This is a genomic window from Reyranella sp., assembly GCF_044224635.1.
In the GTDB taxonomy this organism is placed as follows: domain Bacteria; phylum Pseudomonadota; class Alphaproteobacteria; order Reyranellales; family Reyranellaceae; genus Reyranella.
Window position 1 is genome coordinate 45,554 of record NZ_JBGAKA010000003.1, and the last position, 21,611, is coordinate 67,164.

General features: G+C 68.4%; 21 protein-coding genes. 1 reads left to right on the plus strand and 20 read right to left on the minus strand.

Annotated elements, in window-relative coordinates:
* Window positions 1-102: 102 nt before the first annotated feature.
* Window positions 103-2,205: a protein kinase domain-containing protein gene (locus ACILR9_RS03780; protein ID WP_395708561.1), complete on the plus strand. Its 2,103-nt coding sequence runs from the start codon at window positions 103-105 to the stop codon at window positions 2,203-2,205.
* Window positions 2,206-2,256: 51 nt separating this feature from the next.
* Here ACILR9_RS03780 and thiL read toward each other — a convergent pair whose 3' ends face one another.
* From thiL to ACILR9_RS03880, 20 genes are all read right to left on the minus strand, one after another.
* Window positions 2,257-3,225: a thiamine-phosphate kinase gene (gene thiL, locus ACILR9_RS03785; RefSeq protein WP_395708562.1), complete on the minus strand. Its 969-nt coding sequence runs from the start codon at window positions 3,223-3,225 to the stop codon at window positions 2,257-2,259.
* 7 nt (window positions 3,226-3,232) lie between these two features.
* Window positions 3,233-3,700, minus strand: a complete 468-nt coding sequence (gene nusB, locus ACILR9_RS03790; protein ID WP_395708563.1) for a transcription antitermination factor NusB — start codon at window positions 3,698-3,700, stop codon at window positions 3,233-3,235.
* On the minus strand, window positions 3,697-4,173 hold the full coding sequence (ribH, locus tag ACILR9_RS03795) for a 6,7-dimethyl-8-ribityllumazine synthase (RefSeq protein ID WP_395708564.1): 477 nt from the start codon (window positions 4,171-4,173) through the stop codon (window positions 3,697-3,699). The genes nusB and ribH overlap by 4 nt, the downstream gene beginning before the upstream one ends.
* A gap of 2 nt (window positions 4,174-4,175) precedes the next feature.
* Window positions 4,176-5,327: a 3,4-dihydroxy-2-butanone-4-phosphate synthase gene (ribB, locus tag ACILR9_RS03800; protein ID WP_395708565.1), complete on the minus strand. Its 1,152-nt coding sequence runs from the start codon at window positions 5,325-5,327 to the stop codon at window positions 4,176-4,178.
* Complete coding sequence (locus ACILR9_RS03805; RefSeq protein WP_395708566.1) at window positions 5,324-5,926, minus strand: riboflavin synthase; 603 nt, start codon at window positions 5,924-5,926, stop codon at window positions 5,324-5,326. Before ACILR9_RS03805 ends, ribB begins: the two co-directional genes overlap by 4 nt.
* Before the next feature lie 9 nt (window positions 5,927-5,935).
* Window positions 5,936-7,018 (minus strand): bifunctional diaminohydroxyphosphoribosylaminopyrimidine deaminase/5-amino-6-(5-phosphoribosylamino)uracil reductase RibD, encoded by a 1,083-nt coding sequence (gene ribD, locus ACILR9_RS03810; protein WP_395708567.1) that lies wholly within the window; start codon window positions 7,016-7,018, stop codon window positions 5,936-5,938.
* A gap of 4 nt (window positions 7,019-7,022) precedes the next feature.
* On the minus strand, window positions 7,023-7,490 hold the full coding sequence (gene nrdR, locus ACILR9_RS03815; protein WP_395708568.1) for a transcriptional regulator NrdR: 468 nt from the start codon (window positions 7,488-7,490) through the stop codon (window positions 7,023-7,025).
* Between the two features lie 33 nt (window positions 7,491-7,523).
* Window positions 7,524-8,831 (minus strand): serine hydroxymethyltransferase, encoded by a 1,308-nt coding sequence (glyA, locus tag ACILR9_RS03820; protein ID WP_395708569.1) that lies wholly within the window; start codon window positions 8,829-8,831, stop codon window positions 7,524-7,526.
* Window positions 8,828-9,277 (minus strand): ribose 5-phosphate isomerase B, encoded by a 450-nt coding sequence (gene rpiB / locus ACILR9_RS03825; protein ID WP_395708570.1) that lies wholly within the window; start codon window positions 9,275-9,277, stop codon window positions 8,828-8,830. The genes glyA and rpiB overlap by 4 nt, the downstream gene beginning before the upstream one ends.
* Window positions 9,278-9,651: 374 nt before the next feature.
* On the minus strand, window positions 9,652-11,274 hold the full coding sequence (locus ACILR9_RS03830; RefSeq protein ID WP_395708571.1) for an ATP-dependent acyl-CoA ligase: 1,623 nt from the start codon (window positions 11,272-11,274) through the stop codon (window positions 9,652-9,654).
* A 2-nt stretch (window positions 11,275-11,276) separates the two neighbouring features.
* Entirely contained in the window at window positions 11,277-12,254 is a 978-nt protein-coding gene (locus ACILR9_RS03835) for a 3-hydroxybutyryl-CoA dehydrogenase (protein ID WP_395708572.1), read from the minus strand.
* Window positions 12,251-13,342 carry an NAD/NADP octopine/nopaline dehydrogenase family protein gene (locus ACILR9_RS03840; protein ID WP_395708573.1) on the minus strand — a complete coding sequence of 364 codons (1,092 nt, stop codon included), beginning with the start codon at window positions 13,340-13,342 and terminating at the stop codon, window positions 12,251-12,253. Before ACILR9_RS03840 ends, ACILR9_RS03835 begins: the two co-directional genes overlap by 4 nt.
* Before the next feature lie 200 nt (window positions 13,343-13,542).
* Window positions 13,543-14,082 carry a MarR family winged helix-turn-helix transcriptional regulator gene (locus tag ACILR9_RS03845; protein ID WP_395708574.1) on the minus strand — a complete coding sequence of 180 codons (540 nt, stop codon included), beginning with the start codon at window positions 14,080-14,082 and terminating at the stop codon, window positions 13,543-13,545.
* Between the two features lie 12 nt (window positions 14,083-14,094).
* The gene (locus ACILR9_RS03850) at window positions 14,095-14,826 is read right to left on the minus strand and encodes an SDR family oxidoreductase (RefSeq protein WP_395708575.1); all 732 of its coding nucleotides are present in this window, start codon (window positions 14,824-14,826) and stop codon (window positions 14,095-14,097) included.
* Window positions 14,823-15,638, minus strand: coding sequence for a cyclase family protein (locus tag ACILR9_RS03855; RefSeq protein ID WP_395708576.1), 816 nt, complete (start codon window positions 15,636-15,638; stop codon window positions 14,823-14,825). The genes ACILR9_RS03850 and ACILR9_RS03855 overlap by 4 nt, the downstream gene beginning before the upstream one ends.
* Window positions 15,635-16,876, minus strand: a complete 1,242-nt coding sequence (locus ACILR9_RS03860; RefSeq protein ID WP_395708577.1) for an SDR family NAD(P)-dependent oxidoreductase — start codon at window positions 16,874-16,876, stop codon at window positions 15,635-15,637. The genes ACILR9_RS03855 and ACILR9_RS03860 overlap by 4 nt, the downstream gene beginning before the upstream one ends.
* The gene (locus ACILR9_RS03865) at window positions 16,873-18,033 is read right to left on the minus strand and encodes a thiolase family protein (protein WP_395708578.1); all 1,161 of its coding nucleotides are present in this window, start codon (window positions 18,031-18,033) and stop codon (window positions 16,873-16,875) included. The genes ACILR9_RS03860 and ACILR9_RS03865 overlap by 4 nt, the downstream gene beginning before the upstream one ends.
* A 41-nt stretch (window positions 18,034-18,074) precedes the next feature.
* Window positions 18,075-18,560: an aromatic-ring-hydroxylating dioxygenase subunit beta gene (locus ACILR9_RS03870; protein WP_395708579.1), complete on the minus strand. Its 486-nt coding sequence runs from the start codon at window positions 18,558-18,560 to the stop codon at window positions 18,075-18,077.
* A 6-nt stretch (window positions 18,561-18,566) separates the two neighbouring features.
* On the minus strand, window positions 18,567-19,883 hold the full coding sequence (locus ACILR9_RS03875) for an aromatic ring-hydroxylating dioxygenase subunit alpha (RefSeq protein WP_395708580.1): 1,317 nt from the start codon (window positions 19,881-19,883) through the stop codon (window positions 18,567-18,569).
* A 160-nt stretch (window positions 19,884-20,043) separates the two neighbouring features.
* Window positions 20,044-21,600 carry an indolepyruvate oxidoreductase subunit beta family protein gene (locus ACILR9_RS03880; protein WP_395708581.1) on the minus strand — a complete coding sequence of 519 codons (1,557 nt, stop codon included), beginning with the start codon at window positions 21,598-21,600 and terminating at the stop codon, window positions 20,044-20,046.
* Between the last annotated feature and the right edge of the window lie 11 nt (window positions 21,601-21,611).

A 21,611-nucleotide genomic window follows, 5' to 3' on the forward strand; every position in this document is an offset into this window, starting at 1 on the left:
CGAGCCGCTCGCTGTAATATGAGCTTGCCCAACCGGCCGTAGACAGGCGGGCGGCTGGGTTTCAAAATCACTCTTCACGTCCCCGAGGCTTGCACTGCAGCAATGACCGACGACGCGCCGACTGCGAAACGACCCGAGGTCGATCGCACCGAACATCACGCCGCCCTGACGGCCGGCGTGATGATCGGACGGTATCGCATCGAGTCGGTGCTGGGCCTCGGCGGCTTCGGCATCACCTATCGCTGCTACGATACCCACCTGCGACGCGACGTTGCCGTGAAGGAGTACCTGCCGACCGGCATCGCCATCCGCCACGAAAGCTCGACCGTGCTGCCGCGCTCGACCGAGATGTCGACCGACTTCGTGTGGGGCCGCAATCGCTTCCTCGACGAGGCACGCACCATCGCCAAGCTGGGCCACGTGCCGGCCGTCGTGCGCGTGCACGACTTCCTCGAGGCGTTCGGCACGGCGTACGTCGTGATGGAGCTGCTGTCGGGCGAGACGATGTCGCAGCGCCTGAAGAGCGAGCCGCGGCTTTCACAAGAGACCATCGATCGCATCCTGCCGCCGCTCCTCGACGGCCTCGAGCAGATCCACACGGCCGGCTTCCTGCATCGCGATATCAAGCCGGCCAACATCGTTCTCGGGCCCGGCGACGCCGCGACCTTGATCGATTTCGGGGCCTCGCGCGTCGCCATTGCCGACCGCTCGCAAGCGCTTACCGCGGTTTTCACGCCGGGCTACGCCGCGCCTGAGCAATCGACATCGGGCAAGCAGGGACCGTGGACCGACATATACGGGCTGGCGGCAACGCTATTCACCGCGGTGACCGGCAAGGTGCCGCCGAGCGTCATGGAGCGCGTGTTCGAAGGCGCCTCCGTGATTCCGGCGGAGGCGAGCGTCAACGGCTACTCGGCGAACCTGCTGACGGGTATCGACGCCGGCCTGCGCTTGCCTATCGAAGCCCGGCCGCAAGACATCGCGGCGTGGCGGCAGATCCTCTTCGGCAAGGAAGAATCTCCCGTCGCCCAGGCAGTTCCGCCAGCAACGCTGTCGGTTTCGCCGCCGCCTGCGGCGCTTCCGCTCCCGCCTGCCTCCCCAGTCATTCCTCCCAATCGCCTGAGATACGGCGTGGTGGCCGGAGCTGTCGTCGTGGCGCTTGCGCTAGGCTATGCATTGTTTGCTCTCACCGCGCGCGACCAGCGCCCGGCGATCGCATCGGCGCCCACGCCGGCGGCTGCGTCCCCGTCGGCAGGGGCGAACGGATCGGGCCCCTACCCGCCGGCGGCCACCCTGACCTCTGCGCCAGCCCAGTCGGCGGCCGCTCCGGCGGCCAGTGCTCCCGTGACGACCACGACATCACAACCGGCGCCTCTGCCGCCAGCGGTGCCGGCGCCTGCATCGACGGCGGTTGCGCCGGCGCCCCCGCCGGATGCGTCACCTGCACCGGTCGCGGCGTCCCCGCCTGCATCGACGGCAACGCCGCCAGCAGCCGTGACTCCTCCTGCTGCCTCGATTGCACCGCCGCCTCTGCCGGCTGCGACGCCGGCACCTGCCGTCGTCCCTCCGCCTGCCTCAGCCGCACCGCCGCCTTCACCGCCTGCAACGCCGGCGCCGAGCGCGGCCGCTCCGCCCGATCCCACACCCGCGCCGACACCAGCAACGTCGCCTCGGCCCGCTGCGCCGGGGGACACGACCGTCCCGGTCCTCGACGACCTGAAGGTGCAAGACGCCGACTCGCGCGCCATCGAGGAAGTCCAGAGCCGTCGCGACCGTCCCGCCCAGGAGGCGGCGCGGCCGGACGAGCCGAAGAAGAGCGAGGAGCAGCTCAAGGCCGAAGCCGAGCAGGCCGAGACGGCCTTGAAGCTCAGCACGCGCGATCGACAGAAGATCCAAGTCGCGCTCACGTCCCTGGGCTTCGACGCGGGCGGCGCCGATGGGGTGTTCGGCCCGCGCACACGCACCAGGATCGCCGACTGGCAGAGCGCAAACGGCGAACCGCCGACCGGCTTCATCAGCGCCGACAATAAGACGACGCTCTTCACCAAGGCGGCGCCGGCGATTGCCCGCTGGGAAGAGGCTCAACGCCGCGCCTGGCTCGAAGAGCAGCGCCGCCTGGAGGAGCTGCGGAAGCCGACGCCAGCTCCCTCGCCGCCGCCCAAGAGGACTTGGCGCTGGCCCTGGGAAGACCGCACTTTTCCCTGAGACTCTTGGCGCGCCTCCAGCAGCGCTTCGAGACGCAGCCGCCTGGCCGGATCAGAAATGCACGTACCCGCGGCGCGGTGCGTGGGCCGGTTGGCCGCCTATCGTCAGTCGTACACCGCGTCCCTCGCCCACCGTGCCGATGGTCGTCACCGCTACGCCGGCGGCATCGGCGGCGCGCAGCAGCGCACGGCGCCGGCGCGGCGGCACGGCGAATACGAGTTCGTAGTCATCGCCGCCGCCCAGGATTTCCGGCCAGAGATCGGGATCGGCGGTGACGGCCCGCCGCGCCGGCGCCGACAGCGGCACGCGGTCGCGCTCGATGACGATTCCCACACGCGAGGCCTCGCCAATATGGCCGGCGTCGGCCAGCAGGCCGTCGGAGACGTCGGCTGCCGCCGTGGCGATGCCGACGAGGCGGACGCCGAGGGTGGTGCGCGGCTGTGGCTGCCGGAAGCGTCGCTCGAGCGCAGGGCTCATGAGCTGGCCGCGGGCGGCGCGCAGGCCCAGGGCACCATCCCCGATCGTGCCGCTCACCCACAGCTCGTCGCCCGCGCGCCCGCCGGCACGGGTCAGGCCGCGCCCGCGCGGCACCTTGCCGAACGCCGTGATGGTGACGGTGAGCGGCCCGGGCGAGACCACCGTGTCGCCGCCGCACAGCACGATACCGTAGCGGCGCTGGTCGGCCGCCAGGCCGCGCGCGAAGCCGGCAACCCATGCTTCGGTCCAGGCGTCGGGGAGCGCCAGCGAGAGCTGGTAGACGAACGGCGTGCCGCCGCCTGCAGCAAGGTCGGAGAGGCACACGCGCAGCGCCTTGGCAGCGACAAGACCCGGCTTCTCGTCACCCAGGAAATGGACGCCGGCCACCACGGTGTCGGTCTTGACGACAAGATCGTGCCGGGCGTCGCCCGACAGGAAGGCATTGTCGCTCTTCAGGCCTCCGGCACCGGTGAAGCCTCTTGCCAGCGGCGCAAAATAGCGGGCGATCAGCTCGAATTCGCCGATGCGCCCGGTGCGCGCCATCAGCCGCTCACCTCACCAGTTCAGCGGGGCGGACATCGCGTCCGACCCGGTCGAGCACCGAGTTGACGAAGCTCGGCTCGCCCTGGTCGTAGAAGGCGTGGGCGATCTCGACGTACTCGTTGATCGCCACCCGGAGCGGCACGTCCTTGCGATGCACGAGCTCATAGGCGCCGGCGAGCAGGATGGCCCGCACCAGGCGATCGATGCGCGCCCATGTCCAATCCTTGGACAGCGCCGCCGACACGGTCTGCTCGAGCGCGTCCTTGTTGGCCACGGTGCCTTCGACCACGTCCTTGAACAGCGGCCGGTCGGCATCGCGCCGCATGCCGCCCTCCCCGGCCTCGCCGGTGCGGACCTTGAGGAACTGCTCGACGATCTCGCCGGCTCCGTGCGCACCCTCCTGCCACTGGTACAGGGCCTGCACCGCCGCAAGCCGCGCGGCCTGCCGGCGGCTCGGCGTCGCCTGTTGGCTCATTGCGGCGGCCAGCGCCGGCGCAGCGCCACCATGGCAAGGCAGGCATGGGCGGAATCGCCCCCCTTGTCGCCGCGATCGATGAAGGCTCGCGCCTGGGCTTGCTCGAAGGTGTTCACGGTGACGATGCCATAGCCGATGGCGAGCTTGCTTTGAACCGCCAGATCCATCAGCGCGCGCGCGCTCTCGCCGCACACATAGTCGTAGTGCGAGGTTTCGCCGCGGATGACGCAGCCCAGCGCCACGAAGCCGTCGTAATGGCCGGCCGCCAGGGCGATTGCCCCCGGGATCTCGAAGGCGCCCGGCACGACGACGCGCTCGGAGACCGCGCCATTGCGCACGATCTCGCGCTCGGCGCCGGCGATCAGGGCATCGGCGATCTCCGGATAGTAGCGCGATTCCACGATCAGGATGCGTGCACCTGCCACTCCGCCGACCGGCGGGCGGGCCGTCGGGGTCTCCGTCCGGGTCGACATGGTCAGCGTGCCGCGCGGCCGGGGACCGGCTTCTGGCCGACGATCTTGAGGCCGAAGCCTTCGAGGCCGACGACGCTCCTGCGGCTGTTGCTCAGCAGGACCATTTCCTTGACCCCGAGGTCGATCAGGATCTGGGCGCCGACGCCGTAGTCGCGCAACTCGCCGCCCGACGGCGCGATCGGCTCGCCGGCGCGACGGCGCTGCTCGGCCAGCATCACCGTCAGCGGCTCGCGGATCAGCACGATGACGCCGCGCCCCTCTTCGGCGATCAGCTTCATCGACGCCTCGATCTCGCCGCCGCGACCGGTGTCGCGCTGGCCCAGCGCGTCGGTGAAGATGTTGACGGCATGCATGCGCACGGTGACCGGACCGCCGCTCGCCGGGTCGCCCTTCACCAGCGCGATGTGCTGCGCCAGGGTCACCTTGTTGACGTAGATGACGCAGCGGAAATCGCCGCCGTAGATGCTCTCGAAGGTAGTCTCGGAAAGCCGCTTGACGATCGAATCGTAGCGCCGCCGATAGGCGATCAGATCGGCGATGGTGCCGACCTTGAGCCCGTGACGCTGGGCGAAAGTGATCAGGTCGTTGCGACGGGCCATCGTGCCGTCGTCGTTCATGATCTCGCAGATCACGCCGGCCGGGGTCAGCCCGGCGAGCCGCGCCAGGTCGACGGCGGCCTCGGTATGGCCGGTGCGCTCCAGCGTGCCGCCGTCGCGCGCCACCAGCGGGAACACGTGGCCCGGCGAGACGATGTCCTGCGGCCCGCACGACGGGTCGATCGCCACCGACACGGTGCGCGCCCGATCGGCGGCCGAGATGCCGGTGGTCACGCCCTCGCGCGCCTCGATCGACACGGTGAACGCGGTCTGGTGGCGGGTGCCATTGTTGCGCGCCATCAGCGCCAAGCCGAGCTGCTCGACGCGCTCGCGCGTCAGCGCCAGGCAGATCAGGCCGCGCGCATGCTTGGCCATGAAGTTGATGGCCTCGGGCGTCGCCCATTGGGCGGGGATCACCAGATCGCCTTCGTTCTCGCGATCTTCGTCGTCGACAAGGATGAACATCCGGCCGCGGCGGGCCTCTTCGATGATGTCCTCGGCTGCCGCCTTCACTTCCGAGAAGGTGATCCGCCAGGCATCCTTTTCGAGCGCGCTCATGATCTTCCGTGCTCCAACAGTCGCTGAACGTATCGCGCGAGCATGTCGACCTCAAGGTTGACCCGCTGGCCGACCTCGGCCTGCCCCAGGGTGGTGACCGCCTGGGTGTGCGAGATGATGTTGATGCCGAAGCGGTTGCCGTCGACCTCGTTAACCGTGAGCGAGATGCCGTCGACCGCGATCGACCCCTTGGCGGCGATGAAGCGGGCCAACTCGGCCGGCGCCTCGAAGACGAAGCGTACACTGCCGCCTTCCGGGGTCATGGACACGATGCTGCCGACGCCGTCGACATGTCCGTACACCAGATGACCGCCCAGCTCGTCGCCCAGCTTGAGCGACAGCTCGAGGTTGAGCCGGCTGCCTTGGAGCCAATCGCCGAGATGGGTCTTGGCAAGGCTTTCGCCGGACACTTCCACGGCGAACCAGTCCTTCCCCTTCTCGACCACGGTCAGGCAACAACCCGAGCAGGCAATCGATGCCCCGATGGCGATCGGCGCCATGTCGTGGCTCGTGCGAATCACGAAGCGGCGATCGCCCTGGCTACCGCCCGGGGTCATGGCCGTGATCTCGCCGACATCGGTGACAATTCCGGTGAACATGCCGCGTACTTAAGGCCCCCGTCTCCAGGTTTCCAGCGTGTCGCCGCCGACCACGCGCGTCGAAACCAGGGTAAACCGGGGCGCGAAACCCAGTCGCGCGAGCGTCAGGGGGCCGACCGCAGAGCGGCTGTCCCCGCCCAGCGCCAAGCCGCCGCGAAAGATGCTCAGGCGATCGACCTCGCCCGTCTTGAGGAATGCGGCCGCCACCTCGCCTCCGCCTTCGACCATGAGGCGCATGATACCACGGGCGGCGAGCGCGCGGACGGCGGCTGCGACGTCGACCCGGCCGGCCGGATCGGGAGCGACCTCGATGAGCTCGACGCCCAGCGCCTGCAGCGTCTCCCGTTTGGCCGCGGGCGCGGCCGGGGTGCAGATCAGCCAGACCGGATGGGCGCGTGCCGTCGTTGCCAGCCTGGACGCCGGGTCGAGACGCGCCCGCGTATCGAGCACGACCCGAATCGGCGAATATCGTGCGAGGCCCGGCAGGCGGCAGGTCAGCTCGGGATCGTCCTGCGCCACGGTGTTGGCGCCGACCAGGATGGCCTCGTGCGTCGCCCGCAGGCGGTGCCCCCAGGCCCGTGCTTCGGGACCGGTGATCCACTGGCTCTCGCCCGCCGCCGTGGCGACGCAGCCGTCGAGCGAGGTTGCCAGCTTGAGATGGATCAGCGGCCTGCCCTCGCGTACGCGCAGCAGGAAGCCGGCATTGATCTCGGCCGCCTCCGCCGCGCCCTCGCCGACCTCCACGGCGATGCCCGCCGCGCGCAGCCGGGCATGGCCCTGGCCGTTGACCTGTGGATTGGGATCCTCGAGCGCCGAGACGACGCGGGAAACGCCGGCCGCGATCAAGGCGTCGGCGCAGGGCGGCGAGCGGCCGTGATGCGAGCACGGCTCCAGCGTCACGTAGGTCGTCGCGCCCCTCGCCAGGTCGCCAGCTTGCCGCAGCGCATCGACCTCGGCATGCGGGCGGCCGCCATCCTGCGTGCGGCCGCGCCCGACAATCCTGCCGTCGCGCACGATGACGCAGCCGACGGCCGGGTTGGGCCAGGTGCGCCCCAACGATCGGCGCGCCAGCGCGAGCGCCGCGCGCATCATCGCGTCAGTCCTTGAGGCTGGCCGTCTCGGCGAGATCGGAGATGAACTCCTCGAAATCCCGGGCCTCGCGGAAATTGCGATAGACCGAGGCGAAGCGCACATAGGCGACCGGATCGAGCGCGCGCAGCGCGTCCATCACCAGCTCGCCGATCTGCGTCGAGGGGATCTCGCTCTCGCCCGAGCTTTCCAGGCGGCGCACGATGCCGTTGACGACGCGCTCGACGCGCTCGGGATCGACCGGCCGCTTGCGGCAGGCGACCGAGATCGAGCGCGCGAGCTTGTCGCGGTCGAAGGCGACGCGCTGGCCGTTCTTCTTGATCACCGTGAGCTCGCGCAGCTGCACGCGCTCGAAGGTGGTGAAGCGCGACCCGCAGGACGGGCAGTAGCGCCGCCGGCGGATCGCCGAATTGTCGTCGGTTGGTCGCGAGTCCTTAACTTGTGTGTCCTCGTGACCGCAGAATGGACAGCGCATTGTTTCTCCCCCCGGTTATTGCCTGCGCTTTCGTCAGTCGCGGTAGATCGGAAACCGGGCGCAGAGCGCGTGCACCTTGGTGCGCACTTGGCTCTCCACCTGGGCGTCGCCGTCCGGCCCGTTGCGGGCGATGCCGTCGAGCACGTCGGCGATTAGATGGCCGATCTGGCGGAACTCGGCGACGCCGAATCCGCGCGTCGTGCCGGCCGGCGAACCCAGCCGCACGCCCGACGTCACGGTGAATTTTTCCGGATCGCCCGGGATGCTGTTCTTGTTCACCGTGATGCCGGCGCGGTCGAGCACCTTCTCCGCCGCGATACCGGTCGCCTTCTTGGGCCGCAGATCGACCAGCATGACGTGGCTGTCGGTGCCGCCGGAGACGATGGCGAGGCCGCGCTCGATCAGCGATGCCGACAGCGCGCGCGCATTGTCTACGACGTTCTGGGCATAGACCTTGAACTCGGGGCGCAGCGCCTCGCCCAGCGCCACCGCCTTGGCAGCGATGATGTGCATCAGCGGGCCGCCCTGCAGGCCGGGGAACACCGCCGAATTGATCTTCTTGCCGACCTCGACGTCGTTCGACAGCACCATGCCGCCGCGCGGACCGCGCAGGGTCTTGTGCGTCGTCGTCGTCACGACATGGGCATGCGGCAGCGGGCTCGGGTAGACGCCGGCGGCGACCAGGCCGGCATAGTGCGCCATGTCGACCATGAACATGGCGCCGATCTCGTCGGCAACCTTGCGGAAGCGTGCCCAGTCGATGTGGCGCGAATAAGCCGACGCGCCGGCGACGATCAGCTTCGGCTTCTCGCGCCGCGCCAGCTCCTCCATCTGCTCGTAGTCGATCAGATGGCTGTCGGGCTTGACGCCGTACGACACGACCCTGAACCACTTGCCCGACTGGTTGGCGGGCGAGCCGTGCGTGAGATGGCCGCCCTGGTCGAGCGCCATGCCCATGAAGGTGTCGCCGGGCTTGAGCAGCGCCATGAACACGGCCTGGTTGGCCTGCGCGCCGGAGTGCGGCTGGACGTTGGCGAAGCGGCAGTCGAACAGCTTGCAGGCGCGATCGATGGCGAGCTGCTCGGCCTTGTCGACCTCCTCGCATCCGCCGTAGTAGCGCCGGCCGGGATAGCCTTCGGCGTATTTGTTGGTCAGCACCGAGCCGGCGGCCTCGAGCACCGCGCGGGAGACGATGTTCTCGGAGGCGATCAGCTCGATCTGCTCGCGCTGGCGATGCAGCTCGCCCTTGAGAACGGCATCGACCGCCGGATCCGATTCGGCGAGATCACGGGTGAACATCGGCAGCGGCACGTCGCCCAGCCTGGCAGCGGCTTGACTCATTTTTGACAACCCTTCGAAAGCTTTTCGACGCGGCGCGCGTGGCGGCCGCCTTCCCAGTCGGTTTTCAGAAAGACCTGAAGCGCCTCGCGTGCCACTTCGACGCCGATGACCCGCTGGCCGAACGCCACGACGTTGGCGTCGTTGTGCTCGCGCGCCAGGCGCGCCGATGTCGTGTCATGAACCACTGCCGCGCGGACCCCGGGATTGCGGTTGGCGGCGATCGAGATGCCGATGCCGGTGCCGCAGACGAGAACCCCGCGCCCCGCCTTGCCCGACGCGATGGCGTCGGCCATCGCCTTGCCAAAGTCAGGATAGTCGACCGATTCCGTGGAGCCGGTGCCAAGATCGAGCACCTCGTGGCCGGCGCTCTGCAGGTCACGCTTGAGTATCTCCTTGAGGTCGAAGCCGGCATGATCCGACGCGACCGCGATGGCGCTTTCCGTCATCTCGACGGCTGGTCCCTTTCTAGCTGTTGATCTTCCGTTACCATATCGGGGGTGACGATGTCACGGTTCCCCCAAAATCGTGGAGTATGGCCTACAAGACGTTGAATCGGTTCAGGAAATTGGCGGGGCCGCGCGTGGCGCCTGCGGCAGTTGGTCCGCGCTTGAGACATCGCCGAATTTTGACGGTGTCAAAATGGAACTTCCTCCCCCGTAATCGAGGAAGGTGCCCCGTCATACGGGGCGGAGGGGGAAGGCCTCAGTCGAGATTCATATGACTCCGACGCCGGACTTAAATGAATCTCCTGGTGGCCTTCCCCCTCCGCCCCCTTCGGGGGCACCTCCCCCGATTACGGGGGAGGAATAGGAATAAAACGTCACCGCCGCCTGACCGTGATCCCCGCGGCCTCGCGGTCCCAGGTCTGGTCGGTGATGCCACGTTCGCGCAGCTTGTACTTCTGGATCTTGCCGTTCTCGGTCGCCGGCAGGGTATCGACGAACTCGAGGAAGCGCGGCACGGCGAAGTACGGCATGCGGGTCTCGCAGAAGCGGATGACGGCCACCGCGTCGAGCGTGCTGCCCGCCTGCAGGACGATGGCCGCCATGACCTCGTCCTCGGCGAGCTCGGAACGCACCGGAAAGGCGGCGGCCGTGGCGATCTCGGGGTGGCTCAGCAGCACCTGCTCCACCTCGAACGAGGACACGTTCTCGCCGCGCCGGCGGATCGCGTCCTTGAGGCGGTCGACGAAGCGGAAATAGCCATCGGGCTCGCGGATGACCCGATCGCCGCTGTGGAACCAGAGATTGCGCCACGCCTCGACGGTCTTCTCCGGGGTGCCGAAATAGCCGGTGCCGAAAGCGAACGGTGCCTCGGCCCGCAGGATGAGCTCGCCTGGCGTGCCGTCGGGCACCTCGTTGTCGTCGTCGTCGACCACGCGGGCGGCGAAGCCCTCGAAGATGCGTCCCATGGTACCCGGCTTCTGCTCGCCGAGCGGCGTGCCGATGACGAAATTCGTCTCGGTCGAACCGTAGCCGTCGAGCAGGCCGATGCCGGTGCGCTGGGTGAACTCGGCATGGAAGTGGCCCGGCACGCCCGGCGCCAGGGCGATGCGCGTCGAATGGCGCTGTTCATCGGGGTGCGGATCGCGCGACAGCAGGATCGGCACCATCGCGCCCAGCAGATAGGTCACCGTCGCCTGTCGCTCGGCCAGGGTGGTCCAGAAGGCTGAGGCGGAGAACCGGCTTTCGAAGCTCGCCGTGGCACCGGTCAGCATCGCCTGGAAGAAGGTGTTCAGGGCGTTGGTATGAAAGAGCGGGAGCGTCGTGCAGAGGACGTCGCTCTCGCCGACACCCAGCAGATGGGCGGTGTTGACGCCCCACCAGAAGAATTGCGCATGTGGGCAGCACACGCCCTTGGACGGCCCGGTGGTGCCCGAGGTGTAGAGAATCGCCAGCGTGTCGCTCGGTCGCGCCGGCCCGGCGGCGATCGCCTCGCCCAGGGGCGGCAGCACCTGTGCCGGCACGACGGAGGGTGGCGCGCCGACCGGCTCGTCGATGATCCAGATCGCCTGGAGCGGCAAGGTCGCGAGATCGACGTGCTCGAGGGCGCTCAGCAGGGCCGCCTCGATCACCAGCAGCCGGGCGCCGGAATTCTCCAGGATGTGGCGCAGCTGCAGGCCGCGCGAGGCAGTGTTGATCGGCACCAGGATGGCGCCGAGCCATGCTGTGCCCAGGAATACCTCGATGAACTCCGGTCGGTTCTCGCAGATCAGGGCGACGCGATCGCCCGGCCGCACGCCGGCCTCATGCAGGCGACCGGCAGCGCGGGCAGCAAGTTGCGGGGCGTCGGCAAAGCTCCAGCGCTTGCCGCCGGATTGAACCAGCGGCCTGGCGCCGAACTTGTCGGCCTGGGCCTGCAGCATCACCGCGACGCTGCGCTCGCCGGGAGCGAAGAAGCGGCCGGCATCGAGTGGTTCATGGACCAGCGATTCACGGGCCATGGTCACAGCACCGGCGGCCGGACGAGGCCGAGACCGCGCAGCAGCGTCGTGAACGCCGCCAGCCGCTCGAGGCGATGGCGCTCGTGGTCGAGCTTGTCGTAGTCGAGAAAGCCGCGGCCGGTCTTCATGCCGATGTTCCCCTCATGCATGTTGCGCTCGACGATCGCCGGCGCGGCGTAGCGTTCGTTGCCCAGCGCCTGGGTGAGATAGCGGCTGGCGTAATAGAGAATGTCGCCCCCGCCCCAGTCGATGAACTCGAGCAGGCCGAGAACGGCAAAGCGCAAGCCGAAGCCATACTTGACCGCTTTGTCGATCTCCTCGGCCGAGGCCACCCCCTCCTCCACCATGCGCGCCGCCTCGTTCATCGCGAGCGCCTGGATGCGCGGCACGATGTAGCCCGGCGTCGCCGCGCAGAGCACGGTGACCTTGCCGATCCCGTCGAGCAGAGCCCGCAGCGTCTGCACCGCGTCGGCACCCGTCGCCTTGCCGACCGACAGCTCGACCAGGGGCATCAGGTAGGGCGGATTGAGCCAGTGGGCGTTGAGGAACCGCTCGCGATGCTCGATCGCCTCGGCGAGATCGTCGACCAGGATGGTCGAGGTGGTCGAGGCGATGATCGGCCGCGGTCCGGCAAGGCGCGACACCAGGGCGAGTGCTGCACGCTTCTGCTCGAGCACTTCCGGCACGCCCTCGAAGATGAAGCCGGCATCAGGCAGCACGGCGCCGGCCTCGCTCAAGGGAACGACGCGCACGCGGGCGGCGATGGCCGGCGCCTGGTCGGCGGCGCAGACGCCGAGGCGCGCCAGCGTGCCCAGGGTCGCGATGATCTCGCTCTCCGCTTCCTTCGCGAGAGACGTGAACTGCTCGACGGGACGTTCCTTCAGGTCGATCAATACCACGTCATGACCGGCATAGGCGAACACGACGGCGAGGCCGCGGCCCATCCGCCCCGCGCCGACCAGGGCGATCGGCTGTCTCATGCGAAGCCCTCGCGCAGCAGCTTCTGCACGCCGATGCGGTCGAGACCGCCGAGACCGACGCTCTCCAGGGTGCGGCCGGTCCGGGAAAAGTCTTCGTCGCAGACCGCGCCGCCGATCGACAGGAAGGCCTCGACCAGGGGCACGGCAACGCCGGCGAGCCGTGCCGTCGAGGCCAGCAACGCCAGCCCCATGCGCACGTCCTCGATCATGTAGCGGTGCTCGCGGAGAACGATGCGCTCGCGCCAGTCACCTGATTTCGTCAGCCGCTCGTGCGAGCCGCGGCCGTACATCCATTCCGGCCCGCTCGCGGCGTAGTGATCGGCCAGTGGGAAATGCGGCGCGCCATAGCCCAACGCCTCGCGGATCGCCACGCGCTCGCGGTCGAGGGCATCGGTGACGCGACGCACAGCGGGCTGCGTGCCTTCGTTGTGGATGTCCCACTTCTCGAAATGCTCGAGCGGCGCTGCGTTCATGATGATGAGCGGCGGATGGATGATCGGGCCGGCATTCATCAGCGCGCCAGACAGCGCATCGCCGCACGGCCGGATCGCGCCTGGAAAGGCCCGTTCGATAACCGTCAGCGCCCAGCCGGCGCTCGCCTGCGGAAAGACGCCGGTCGGCAGATGTTTTCCGCGGGCGGAGATCTGCACCTCGTACGGGCCGTGCTTGCGCGCCAGCCAAGGCAAGGTGCCGGTCTCGGCAAACGCCACGCGCGCCCGATTAGCCGCCCGTCGCGCGGCTTGGGCGAACAGGAACGACCCCAGCGTTCCCGGCGGCAGGAATACGACCTGCCCGTCGGAAAGATGCGGGGCAAGGTGCCGGGCGATATCGGCCTGAGCGAAGGCCGGCGTCGGGCAGACGATCAGCTCGGCGCCGCGTACAGCCTCGGCAATGTCAGACGTGACGAGCGTCGGCGTGGCCGTGTGGCTGCCGCGAAAATCCTTGACCGTGATGGCGCCGCCGCTCGCGCGGTGGCAGGCAACGGCGGCGCCGTCGCGCCGCCACATCCGCACGCTGTGCCCCGCCAGCGCAAAGTCGCCCGCCGCCGCAAACGATCCGTTGCCGCCGCCCAGGACTGCTATTTCCAAGACCGTCCCTTTCCATCAGAGAGGACGCGCTCTTCATTCTCCTCCCCAGCATCGCTGGGGAGGTGTCGCCGTCTTACGGCGACGGAGGGGTCGAAAGCCCCACTGAAACCTATGACCCCTCCGTCCGCGATTACGCGGACACATCCCCAGCATCGCTGGGGAGGAGAATGAAGATGTGCTCTGTGCCGACACCGCATCGTTCAACCCTTGCCGTGCAGGTCGAGATTGCGCTGCAGCAGCGTCAGGTTCTGCAGCAGCTCGGATTGCGCCTCGACGCTGAGCTCGCCCAGGATCGACACTACCCATTCCTCGTGCCGCCGCGCCATGCGCTGGAACACCTCGCGGCCCTTGCGCGTCAGCTTCACGATCATGCTGCGGCGGTCGTTGGGATCCTCGTGGCGCGACACCAGCCCCGCTTCACCCAGCTTGTCGACCAATCCGGTCACCGCGCCGTTGGACACGAGGAGCCGTCGCGACAGCTCCGACATGGAAAGACCATCGGGAAAGCGTTCGAGCTGCGCCAGCACGTCGAAGCGGGCGAGCGAGGTACCGAACTCCTTGCGCAGGCGCTGGCCGAGGATGTTCTCCATCTTGCCGGAGCAGCCGAGCAGGCGCAGCCACACCCGGAGCTCGAGATGTCCCTTCTGCGTCGCCGCCGTTCCACTCTCGACGATCCGCACCATGCCATTGGCACGGTGGCGCATCCTGCCATTGGACGACCTCGAGACGGGTTCGGTCATGATCGCGTCCCTTCAGATGACCAGGGTGCCGACGCTGGCGCCGCCGCACACATAGAGGATCTGGCCAGTGATGAAGGACGCTTCTCGGCCGGCGAAGAATTTGACCGCCGCGGCGACGTCCTCGGGCTGGCCGAGCCGGCGCATCGGAATGGCAGCCGCCAGCGCCGATTCGCGTTCGCTGCCGGCCGGAATAATCTCGTGGAACATCTGCGTGCCCTGGACGGGACCGGGCGCCACCATGTTGACGGTGATGCCGAACGGTGCGAGCTCGAGCGCCCAGGTGCGCCCCATGCCAATGATGCCGGCCTTGGTGGCGGAATAGGCCGTGCGCCCAGTGGCGCCCAGTGCCGCGCGCGAGGAGATCAGCACCACCCGGCCGAAGCCGGCCTGCTTCATGTGCGGTACCGTTGCGCCGAGCAGCGTGAGCGCAGCGCCGAGATGGAGCTGGGCGAGGGCTGCGATGTCGGCTGCCGTGGTGCTCTCGACCGCGTTGGCCCTGATGACTCCGGCGTTGTGCACGAGGTGGGTCACGCGATGCTCGCGCGCGATCTCGGCTGCCGCCGCTTCGGTCGCCCGGGCATCGAACAGATCGACCGTCCTGGCCTCGAGCTGCGGATGGGACCACGCCGGTTTCTCCAGAGCGAGCGAGATCACGCGATAGCCGTCCGCCAGCAGCGCCTTGGCGATGGCAGCGCCGATGCCGCCGCTGGCGCCGGTGACGATCGCGGTGCCGGCGTCGCTCACGTGCCGCTCTCGGTGCGCGGCACCAGCGCCAGCACGCGCAACGGGCTGCCCGAGCCGCGCCGGATCTTGAGCGGCGCCGCCAGGATCACAGCGCCGATCGGCGGCAGCCGGTCGAGATTGGCGAGGCACTGCAGGCCATAACGGCCCTTGCCGTGCATGTAATAGTGCGCCGGATAGGGCGGGTTGAAATGGAAGGCTTGCCCCGCGTCGGTGCCGATGGTCTCGGTGCCGAGCCCGTGCAGGTCGCGCTGCTCGACCAGGAAACGCACGACCTCGGGACACGGGCCCGGCGTGTGCTGGCCGTCCTCGCGCATGTTGACGTACTCGCGGCCGTTGCGCTTCGACCAGTCGGTGCGCAGCAGCACCCAGCTGCGTGGCGGGATGCGCCCGTGCATCACTTCCCATGCCTCGACGTCGGCGACGGTCAGCTCGTAGTCCGGGTTGGCGGCCGACTGCCGCGAGATGTCGATCACGACGGCGGGCGCAATGAAATTCGCGACCGGAATGGTGTCGACGGAATTCTCGGGCAGGTCCTTGCCCGAGATCCAATGCACCGGCGCGTCGAAATGCGTGCCGGTGTGCTCGCCCATGGAGATGTTGTTCCAATACCAGGCCGAGCCGCGCTCGTCGTAGCGGGACACCTCCTCCATCCGGAAGGGCGCACACTGGCCAAGCTCGGGCGGCATCACGATGGTAGGAAAATCCGGCGACAGCGTATGGGTGAGATCGACGACCTCGATCTCGCCGGCCGCGATCGCACCGGCGAAGGCGAGCAGATCGGGAGAGGCGATTGCGTCCGTGTTCCTGCTCATGAGCCGAGCTCTCGTTCGAGGGCCTTGGGATTGACGGCAAGCCGCGCGCGGATGTCCTCGGCGATGTCGCCGACGAAGACGTCCTCCAGTCCCTGCCGCAATGCCTGCACCACCGAGCGGCCGAGCGTCGAGGGGGCGAGCTTGGGCGGCGGCACGGCCTGGTACCATTCGGTCTCGAGCGGGCCGAAGAAGACGTTCACCACCTTGACGCCGCCCGGCCGCAGCTCGGCGCGCAGCGACTGCGCTGCCGACAGGCAGGCCGCCTCGGTGGCCGAGAAGGCGCCGTAGGCCGGCCAGTTGGTGAGCGCGAACACCGACACCAGGTTGACGAAGGCGGCGGCGGAGTTGATTCCGTCGGCGCCGCGCGCGCGCAACATAGGGCCGAACGCCTGGGCGAGCCGCATCAGGCCGAGATAGCGGACTTCCAGCTCTTCGCGCGCCACGGTGAGCCCCTTGCGCTCGATGATGCCGCCGGTGCGCACGTGCTCGGTGGTGTTGATCAGGATATCGACCCGCGGCGCGAACTCGCCGGCGCACTCGTTGACCGAGATCGTATCGGTGAGATCGAGCGCCACGATTTCCACGCGCTCGAGCTTGCGCAGCCGCTCCTCGCCGGGAAACGGCTTCCACAGGTCGGCGACGCCGACGAACACGATGCTGGCCCCCGCGTGCGAGAGCGCCTCGGCCATCGCCTGCCCGACCGCCGTACGCCCGTCGGTGACCAGCACCCGGCGATACTTCGGATCGCAAGTGAGCTCGCGCCATTGCGGATCGTCGGCCATGTTCGGCGTGTCCTTGGCCGGCAGCGCGATCACGATCGCCTGGCCGGACTTGTCGAGCTTCAATTCCAGCCGGGTCCTCTCGCCCTCGCGCAGATCGCCGTGCAGGTGCGCCACGATCGCGGGACCGGCATCGAGCAGCACCGTGCCGATGCGCCAGGGCATGCGTTCGCGGAAATAGACGTCGGTCGAGGTGCGGATGGTCGTCTCGGCGAGCAAGGTGCCGACATTGTCGACGTCGCGGAACGGCAGGTTGGCCGACAGGCAGCGCGGGCAGGCGTCACGCGGCGGATAGACGACCGCGGCGCAGTCGCCGCAGACCTGCAGCTGGAAGCGGCCCTCGGCCGCGGCCGCCGTCAGCCCAAGCGCCGTGCGGCTGCGCGTGCCCTGCGGCAGCAGCGGGATGCGCGTCTTCTTGAGCGGATCCTTGCGCTGGGGACGGCTCAGCGGCTCGGTCATGCCTGCTCTCCCGCCAGCAGCGCCGCGCCGCTCGCCAGACCGCGATCGTAGTTGATCATGCCGAACCCCGAGGCGAGGCCGATCCTGGCCTCCGGTACCTTGGCGCCGATCGCCGCGCCGGTGAGCTGACGCACCGTCTCGACCAGCCCGAGGAAGCCGCCGGCCGCCCCCGCCTGCCCGACCGAAAGCTGCCCGCCCGAGGTATTGTGCGGAAAGCTGCCGTCTGCGGTGAGCGTATGCGAGCGGACGAAGTCCGGCCCCCCGCCCTTGCCGCAGAAGCCCAGGTCCTCGATCTGCATCATGCAGATCACCGGGTAATCGTCGTAGGTCTGCACGAAATCGACATCGTCAGGCGTCACGCCCGCCATTGCATACAAATCGCCGATGTCCATCGCCCAGCCGCCACGATACTGGATCGGGTCGTCGGAAAAGGCGTTGTGCCGCTCGACGGTGGCAAGCAGCCGCGCTGCCGGCAGGCCGAGTGACTTCGCCGCGTCCTCGCGGCACACCAGGAAGGCGTCGGCGCCGGCGCATGGCATGACGCAGTCGAACAGGTGGATCGGATCGGAGATCGCCCGCGCACCCATGTACTCGTCGAGCGTCAGCTTCTTCTTCATCAGGGCGTGTGGGAAGTGCAGCGCGTTGTCCCGCTGGGCCACGCAGATCTTGCCGAAATCCTCGCGCGTCGCGCCGTAGCGCATCATGTAGTTGCGGGTGATCAGGGCAAAGCTCGCATTGGGGCCGCCCGAGCCGTAGGGATAGACGGCGTCCTGGGCGAAGCGCGAGAAGGTCGACAGCATGCGGCGGAACGAATCGACCTGGTTGGTGTCGCCGGCGACACAAACCACGAACTCGGCGTCGCCGCATTGCACGGCGCGGGCCGCCCGCCGCAAGGCCACCACTCCGCTGGCGCCGCCCAGCGGCACGTGGTCGAGCCAGCGCGGGCTCAGCCCCAGGTGCTGCGTGAGACCGATCGCCGTGTCGGGGCCGACGGTAAAGCTCGACAGCGACAGCCCGTCGATGTCAGTGCTCCTGAGGCCGGCCCGCTGGACGACCTCGCGAACCGCGCGCCCGACCCACCAGTGGGCCGTGTTGGTCGAATAGCGCCGATAGGGAATCGTGACCGGCGCGCCGACGACGACACCGTCGTAGGGCATGCGCGGCGATGCTGATCTCGAAACTGCCATCTCCATCTGGCTCATACGAAAAGCTGGATGCTGCCCAGCGCGGCGTCGCAATTGATCAGGTCGACGCGCTTGAGGCGGATCCGGATTTGGTCGTCGATCACCGCCAGGTGATGCGTCGCCCAGGCGGCATACAGGGTCTGCAAGTCGCCGCGACTCTCGACGTAGTGCAGCGGCGTCCAGGTGATGTAGGTCCGCCCGGCGTCGTCGCGCGCGTCGACCTGCGGCATCTGCAGCACGTGATGGCAGCGGCTCTTCGGGCTCTGGCTGAACGTGCGATTGCTCTTCAGGCGATCGATGCGCAGGCGCAGCAGGAACTTGTCCTCGTACATCAGCGACGTTGTCAGGCGAGGATCGGCTTGGCCCCATTCCACCGGCATCCAGTAATGACCGTCCTCGGTGAACAGGTCGAGCCAAGTGTCGAGCTGCTGCTGGTCGAGCAGCCGCGCCTCGCGGATCACGAAGTCGATCAGCTGCTGATCGCTGGGGTGTGTACTCATCGAGTGCTAGAGGCTCAGGGTCATGAATTTTTTCCAGGCGCGGAACTGGTTGCGCATCTGCGATTCAGAAGTGCCGCCGGTCACCAGCGTGTGGCCGTCCGCCTCTCCCGGTTCGTAGAGGCGCTGCAGGTTGACCCATTCGTTGCCGTCGGCCAGCAGGCCGTTCTGGGCGCGCTCGTAGACCTCGAGATCGTCGTGGCCGACGACCGAGGTCGGCGCGTTGACCAGGCGGTTGTACATCACCGTGCGCTCGAGCAGCAGGTCGGGCGCGCCGACCAGGCGGAACGTCCAGGACTCGACCAGCGTGCGGTTGGCGGAGAGCGGCTTGAACAGGCGCAGGAGCTGGATCGGCCCCTTCATCATGAGGTTGGGGAAGTAGATCGTGTTGTGGCGGTTCTCGCCCAGGATCGCCTTGGCGCGCTCGTCGCCGTAGGCCGCCTTCATCTGGTCGAAGTAGCCCGGCACCGCCGAATAGTGGGAATGGATGGAGTGCGACACGCCGGTGTGGCCGTGGCCGTTGTCCCATACGCGCAGGCCCATGCCCTGGAAGAATTCGTAGGAGCTGACGAACGGAGCGTAGATCTCGACCGCCATCGGCTTCTTCGCCCCGGGCGGCGGCGCCTTCCAGGCGTCGGCGGCGATGCCGGCCGACGATTGATGGACGATCATGGGATGGCAGGCATCGGTCTGGTTCTCGACCAGGATCTTCCAGTTGCAGTCGTGCATGTAGCGCAGCACGCCGCCCGCCACCTCGAGCCTTCCCTCCGGAGAACGGTCGACCATGTTGTCGATGCTGCTGAGCGCCTCGCCGAAGAACGCCTCGAAGACCGGGCCGGCGTCGCTCATCTTGGCGAAGACGAATCCGCGATAATTGTAGACGTGCCCTATCGGCGTCAGGCCTTGTGCGCCGTGGCTGCTGGCGAAGCGCGCCGCGTTGTATTCCGCCTTGAGTGGAATGCTCGCCAGGCTGCCGTCGAGGCGGAAGGTCCAGGCGTGATAGGGGCAGCGGAAGAACTGGCCGGTGTTGCCGCAGCTGTCGCCGGTCAGCCGTGTCCCCTTGTGCGGGCAGCGATTGTAGAACACCCGCACCTGCCCCTTGCCGTCGCGCACCATGATGACCGGTTGCGCCCCGATGGTGGTGGCATAGTAGTCGCCGGCCTTGGGCACCTGGCTGTCGTGCCCGACATAGATCCAGGTGTTGGCGAACAGGTGCTCCATCTCGAGCTCGAACAGCTCCTGGTCGACATAGAGATCGCGATGGACCTCGGTCTCGCGCACCAGCGCCGAGATGGCCTGACGATTGCCGCGGTACTTGCCAATCATGGTGCGTACTCCGCGTTCAAGCTCTCCTCCCCAGCTCTGCTGGGGAGGTGTCGCCGTCTTGCGGCGACGAAGGGGTCATGAGTCTCATGGCTCATGACCCCTCCGTCCGCTTCGCGGACACCTCCCCAACAGAGCTGGGGAGGAGAAGAGCTCGAGCCCCTCACAGGAAACTCTCCACCGTCTTGATCGTGTCGGCGAACGCCCGCCCCTCGGCGTCGGCCAGTGCCGACTGGCGCAGCCGCCGGACCCAGTCGGCGGCATCCGCCCGTCCCTCGAGTCGCCGCGCCATCGCCATCAGGCGCGAGAAGCGGCCTTCGCCGGCGTCGTGCGTATCCGAATAGCCCTTCACCAGGCGGCGGGCCTCGAGAAGCGCGACGCCGAGCGCGATGTCGTGCTTCGCCGCCGCCCCTGCCTGATCGAGCCAGGCCGCGATATGGGCCTCCTCGCGACGATGGCGCAGCGTGCCGCGGCGGAAGCGCCGCCAGCCCGCCAGGAGATAGAGCGGCAGGAACCAACCGATCGTGCCGGTCTGAACCCGCCGGCCGCGGTCGACGAAACGGCGCAGCGCTCCCATTACGCGCGGGCTCGATTCCAGCCACAGGCCGATCCCCGCCGGCAGCGTGCCGCACACTTCCTCCATGCGCGGATGCATGAACTCCGTCGTGTAGGCGATCTGGTCCGGCCGCAACGCGATCTCGCTGCGCACGCGGTCGAAGCGACTGCCGCGCGTCTTGAGATCGGCGACGCGGATCACGTCGTCGTAGGCCATCGCCCGTGCGATCTGCTTGGCGGCGGCGCAGGTCAGCAGGAATGCCGCGCTGCCTGAAGCCGATTGCCGTTCGATCGCGGCGAATGCCTCGACGCGATCGAGATATTCCTGGCCGTAGGCTACATCCTGGAAGTCGACGACGCGCGCGAGGCCGGCGGCCGCCATCCCGTGCGCTGGCTCGGGAAGCTTGCCCGCCCGCTCGACCAGGGCGTCGAATCCGGAATCGCCGATCGGACCGAGTGCCGGCAGCTTCTTCTTTACACTGCCGCGGGATGGCCGCGCGGCTGGTGCCGTCGGTGTCCGCCGCTCGTTTTCCGCCGCGGCATAGGCGCGATCGAATGCGCGCAGGCTCGCCTCGACGCCGAGCCCTGCCGCCCGGATCGTCGCTTCGTAAGCCCCTCGCGGGTACGGCAAGGCGCCGGAGGCTGCCAGGGCTCCAAACAGTGCGGCCGAGACGACGCTTTCCGTCTCCTCGGCGATCGCGGCCATGTCGAAGGCCAGGAATTGCTTGCTGGCGGCCTGGGCCGCCTCATAGACCTTGGCTGGATCGCCGGCGCCGTCGCCCGGCACGACCTTTTCGCTCACGGCATAGGCGCGGTGCGACGATGCGATCAGCGCCGTGCGATCAGGCGAGACCAGGCCGCGCTGGATGGCGCGACCGGCCTCCATGAGCTCGGCGCCGATCACGATGTCGACCTCGCCCGGCACCGGCATCAGCGACAGGATCGGCCGGCGCCCCGATCCATCCGGCGCGATCGTCTCGACATAGTAGATGGTGGCGCCGGTGCGCTGGGCGACGCCGGGAACGGACGTCGCCTGCGCGATATGGCCCTGGGACTCGGCCAGGGCCACGATCCAGTCGACCAGCACGCCGCCGCCCTGCCCGCCCATCGCCAGCACCGCGATGGCGGTCGGCCGTCGCGTGTCGAGGCGTAAAGCGGGCGCCATCGTGTCCATCT

Coding starts and splice junctions, on each gene's coding strand:
- ACILR9_RS03780 (WP_395708561.1), top strand. CDS start 103: ATGACCGACGACGCGCCGACTGCGAAACGACCCGAGGTCGATCGCACC.
- thiL (WP_395708562.1), bottom strand. CDS start 3,225: ATGGCGCGCACCGGGCGCATCGGCGAATTCGAGCTGATCGCCCGCTAT.
- nusB (WP_395708563.1), bottom strand. CDS start 3,700: ATGAGCCAACAGGCGACGCCGAGCCGCCGGCAGGCCGCGCGGCTTGCG.
- ribH (WP_395708564.1), bottom strand. CDS start 4,173: ATGTCGACCCGGACGGAGACCCCGACGGCCCGCCCGCCGGTCGGCGGA.
- ribB (WP_395708565.1), bottom strand. CDS start 5,327: ATGAGCGCGCTCGAAAAGGATGCCTGGCGGATCACCTTCTCGGAAGTG.
- ACILR9_RS03805 (WP_395708566.1), bottom strand. CDS start 5,926: ATGTTCACCGGAATTGTCACCGATGTCGGCGAGATCACGGCCATGACC.
- ribD (WP_395708567.1), bottom strand. CDS start 7,018: ATGATGCGCGCGGCGCTCGCGCTGGCGCGCCGATCGTTGGGGCGCACC.
- nrdR (WP_395708568.1), bottom strand. CDS start 7,490: ATGCGCTGTCCATTCTGCGGTCACGAGGACACACAAGTTAAGGACTCG.
- glyA (WP_395708569.1), bottom strand. CDS start 8,831: ATGAGTCAAGCCGCTGCCAGGCTGGGCGACGTGCCGCTGCCGATGTTC.
- rpiB (WP_395708570.1), bottom strand. CDS start 9,277: ATGACGGAAAGCGCCATCGCGGTCGCGTCGGATCATGCCGGCTTCGAC.
- ACILR9_RS03830 (WP_395708571.1), bottom strand. CDS start 11,274: ATGGCCCGTGAATCGCTGGTCCATGAACCACTCGATGCCGGCCGCTTC.
- ACILR9_RS03835 (WP_395708572.1), bottom strand. CDS start 12,254: ATGAGACAGCCGATCGCCCTGGTCGGCGCGGGGCGGATGGGCCGCGGC.
- ACILR9_RS03845 (WP_395708574.1), bottom strand. CDS start 14,082: ATGACCGAACCCGTCTCGAGGTCGTCCAATGGCAGGATGCGCCACCGT.
- ACILR9_RS03855 (WP_395708576.1), bottom strand. CDS start 15,638: ATGAGCAGGAACACGGACGCAATCGCCTCTCCCGATCTGCTCGCCTTC.
- ACILR9_RS03860 (WP_395708577.1), bottom strand. CDS start 16,876: ATGACCGAGCCGCTGAGCCGTCCCCAGCGCAAGGATCCGCTCAAGAAG.
- ACILR9_RS03865 (WP_395708578.1), bottom strand. CDS start 18,033: ATGCCCTACGACGGTGTCGTCGTCGGCGCGCCGGTCACGATTCCCTAT.
- ACILR9_RS03870 (WP_395708579.1), bottom strand. CDS start 18,560: ATGAGTACACACCCCAGCGATCAGCAGCTGATCGACTTCGTGATCCGC.
- ACILR9_RS03875 (WP_395708580.1), bottom strand. CDS start 19,883: ATGATTGGCAAGTACCGCGGCAATCGTCAGGCCATCTCGGCGCTGGTG.
- ACILR9_RS03880 (WP_395708581.1), bottom strand. CDS start 21,600: ATGGCGCCCGCTTTACGCCTCGACACGCGACGGCCGACCGCCATCGCG.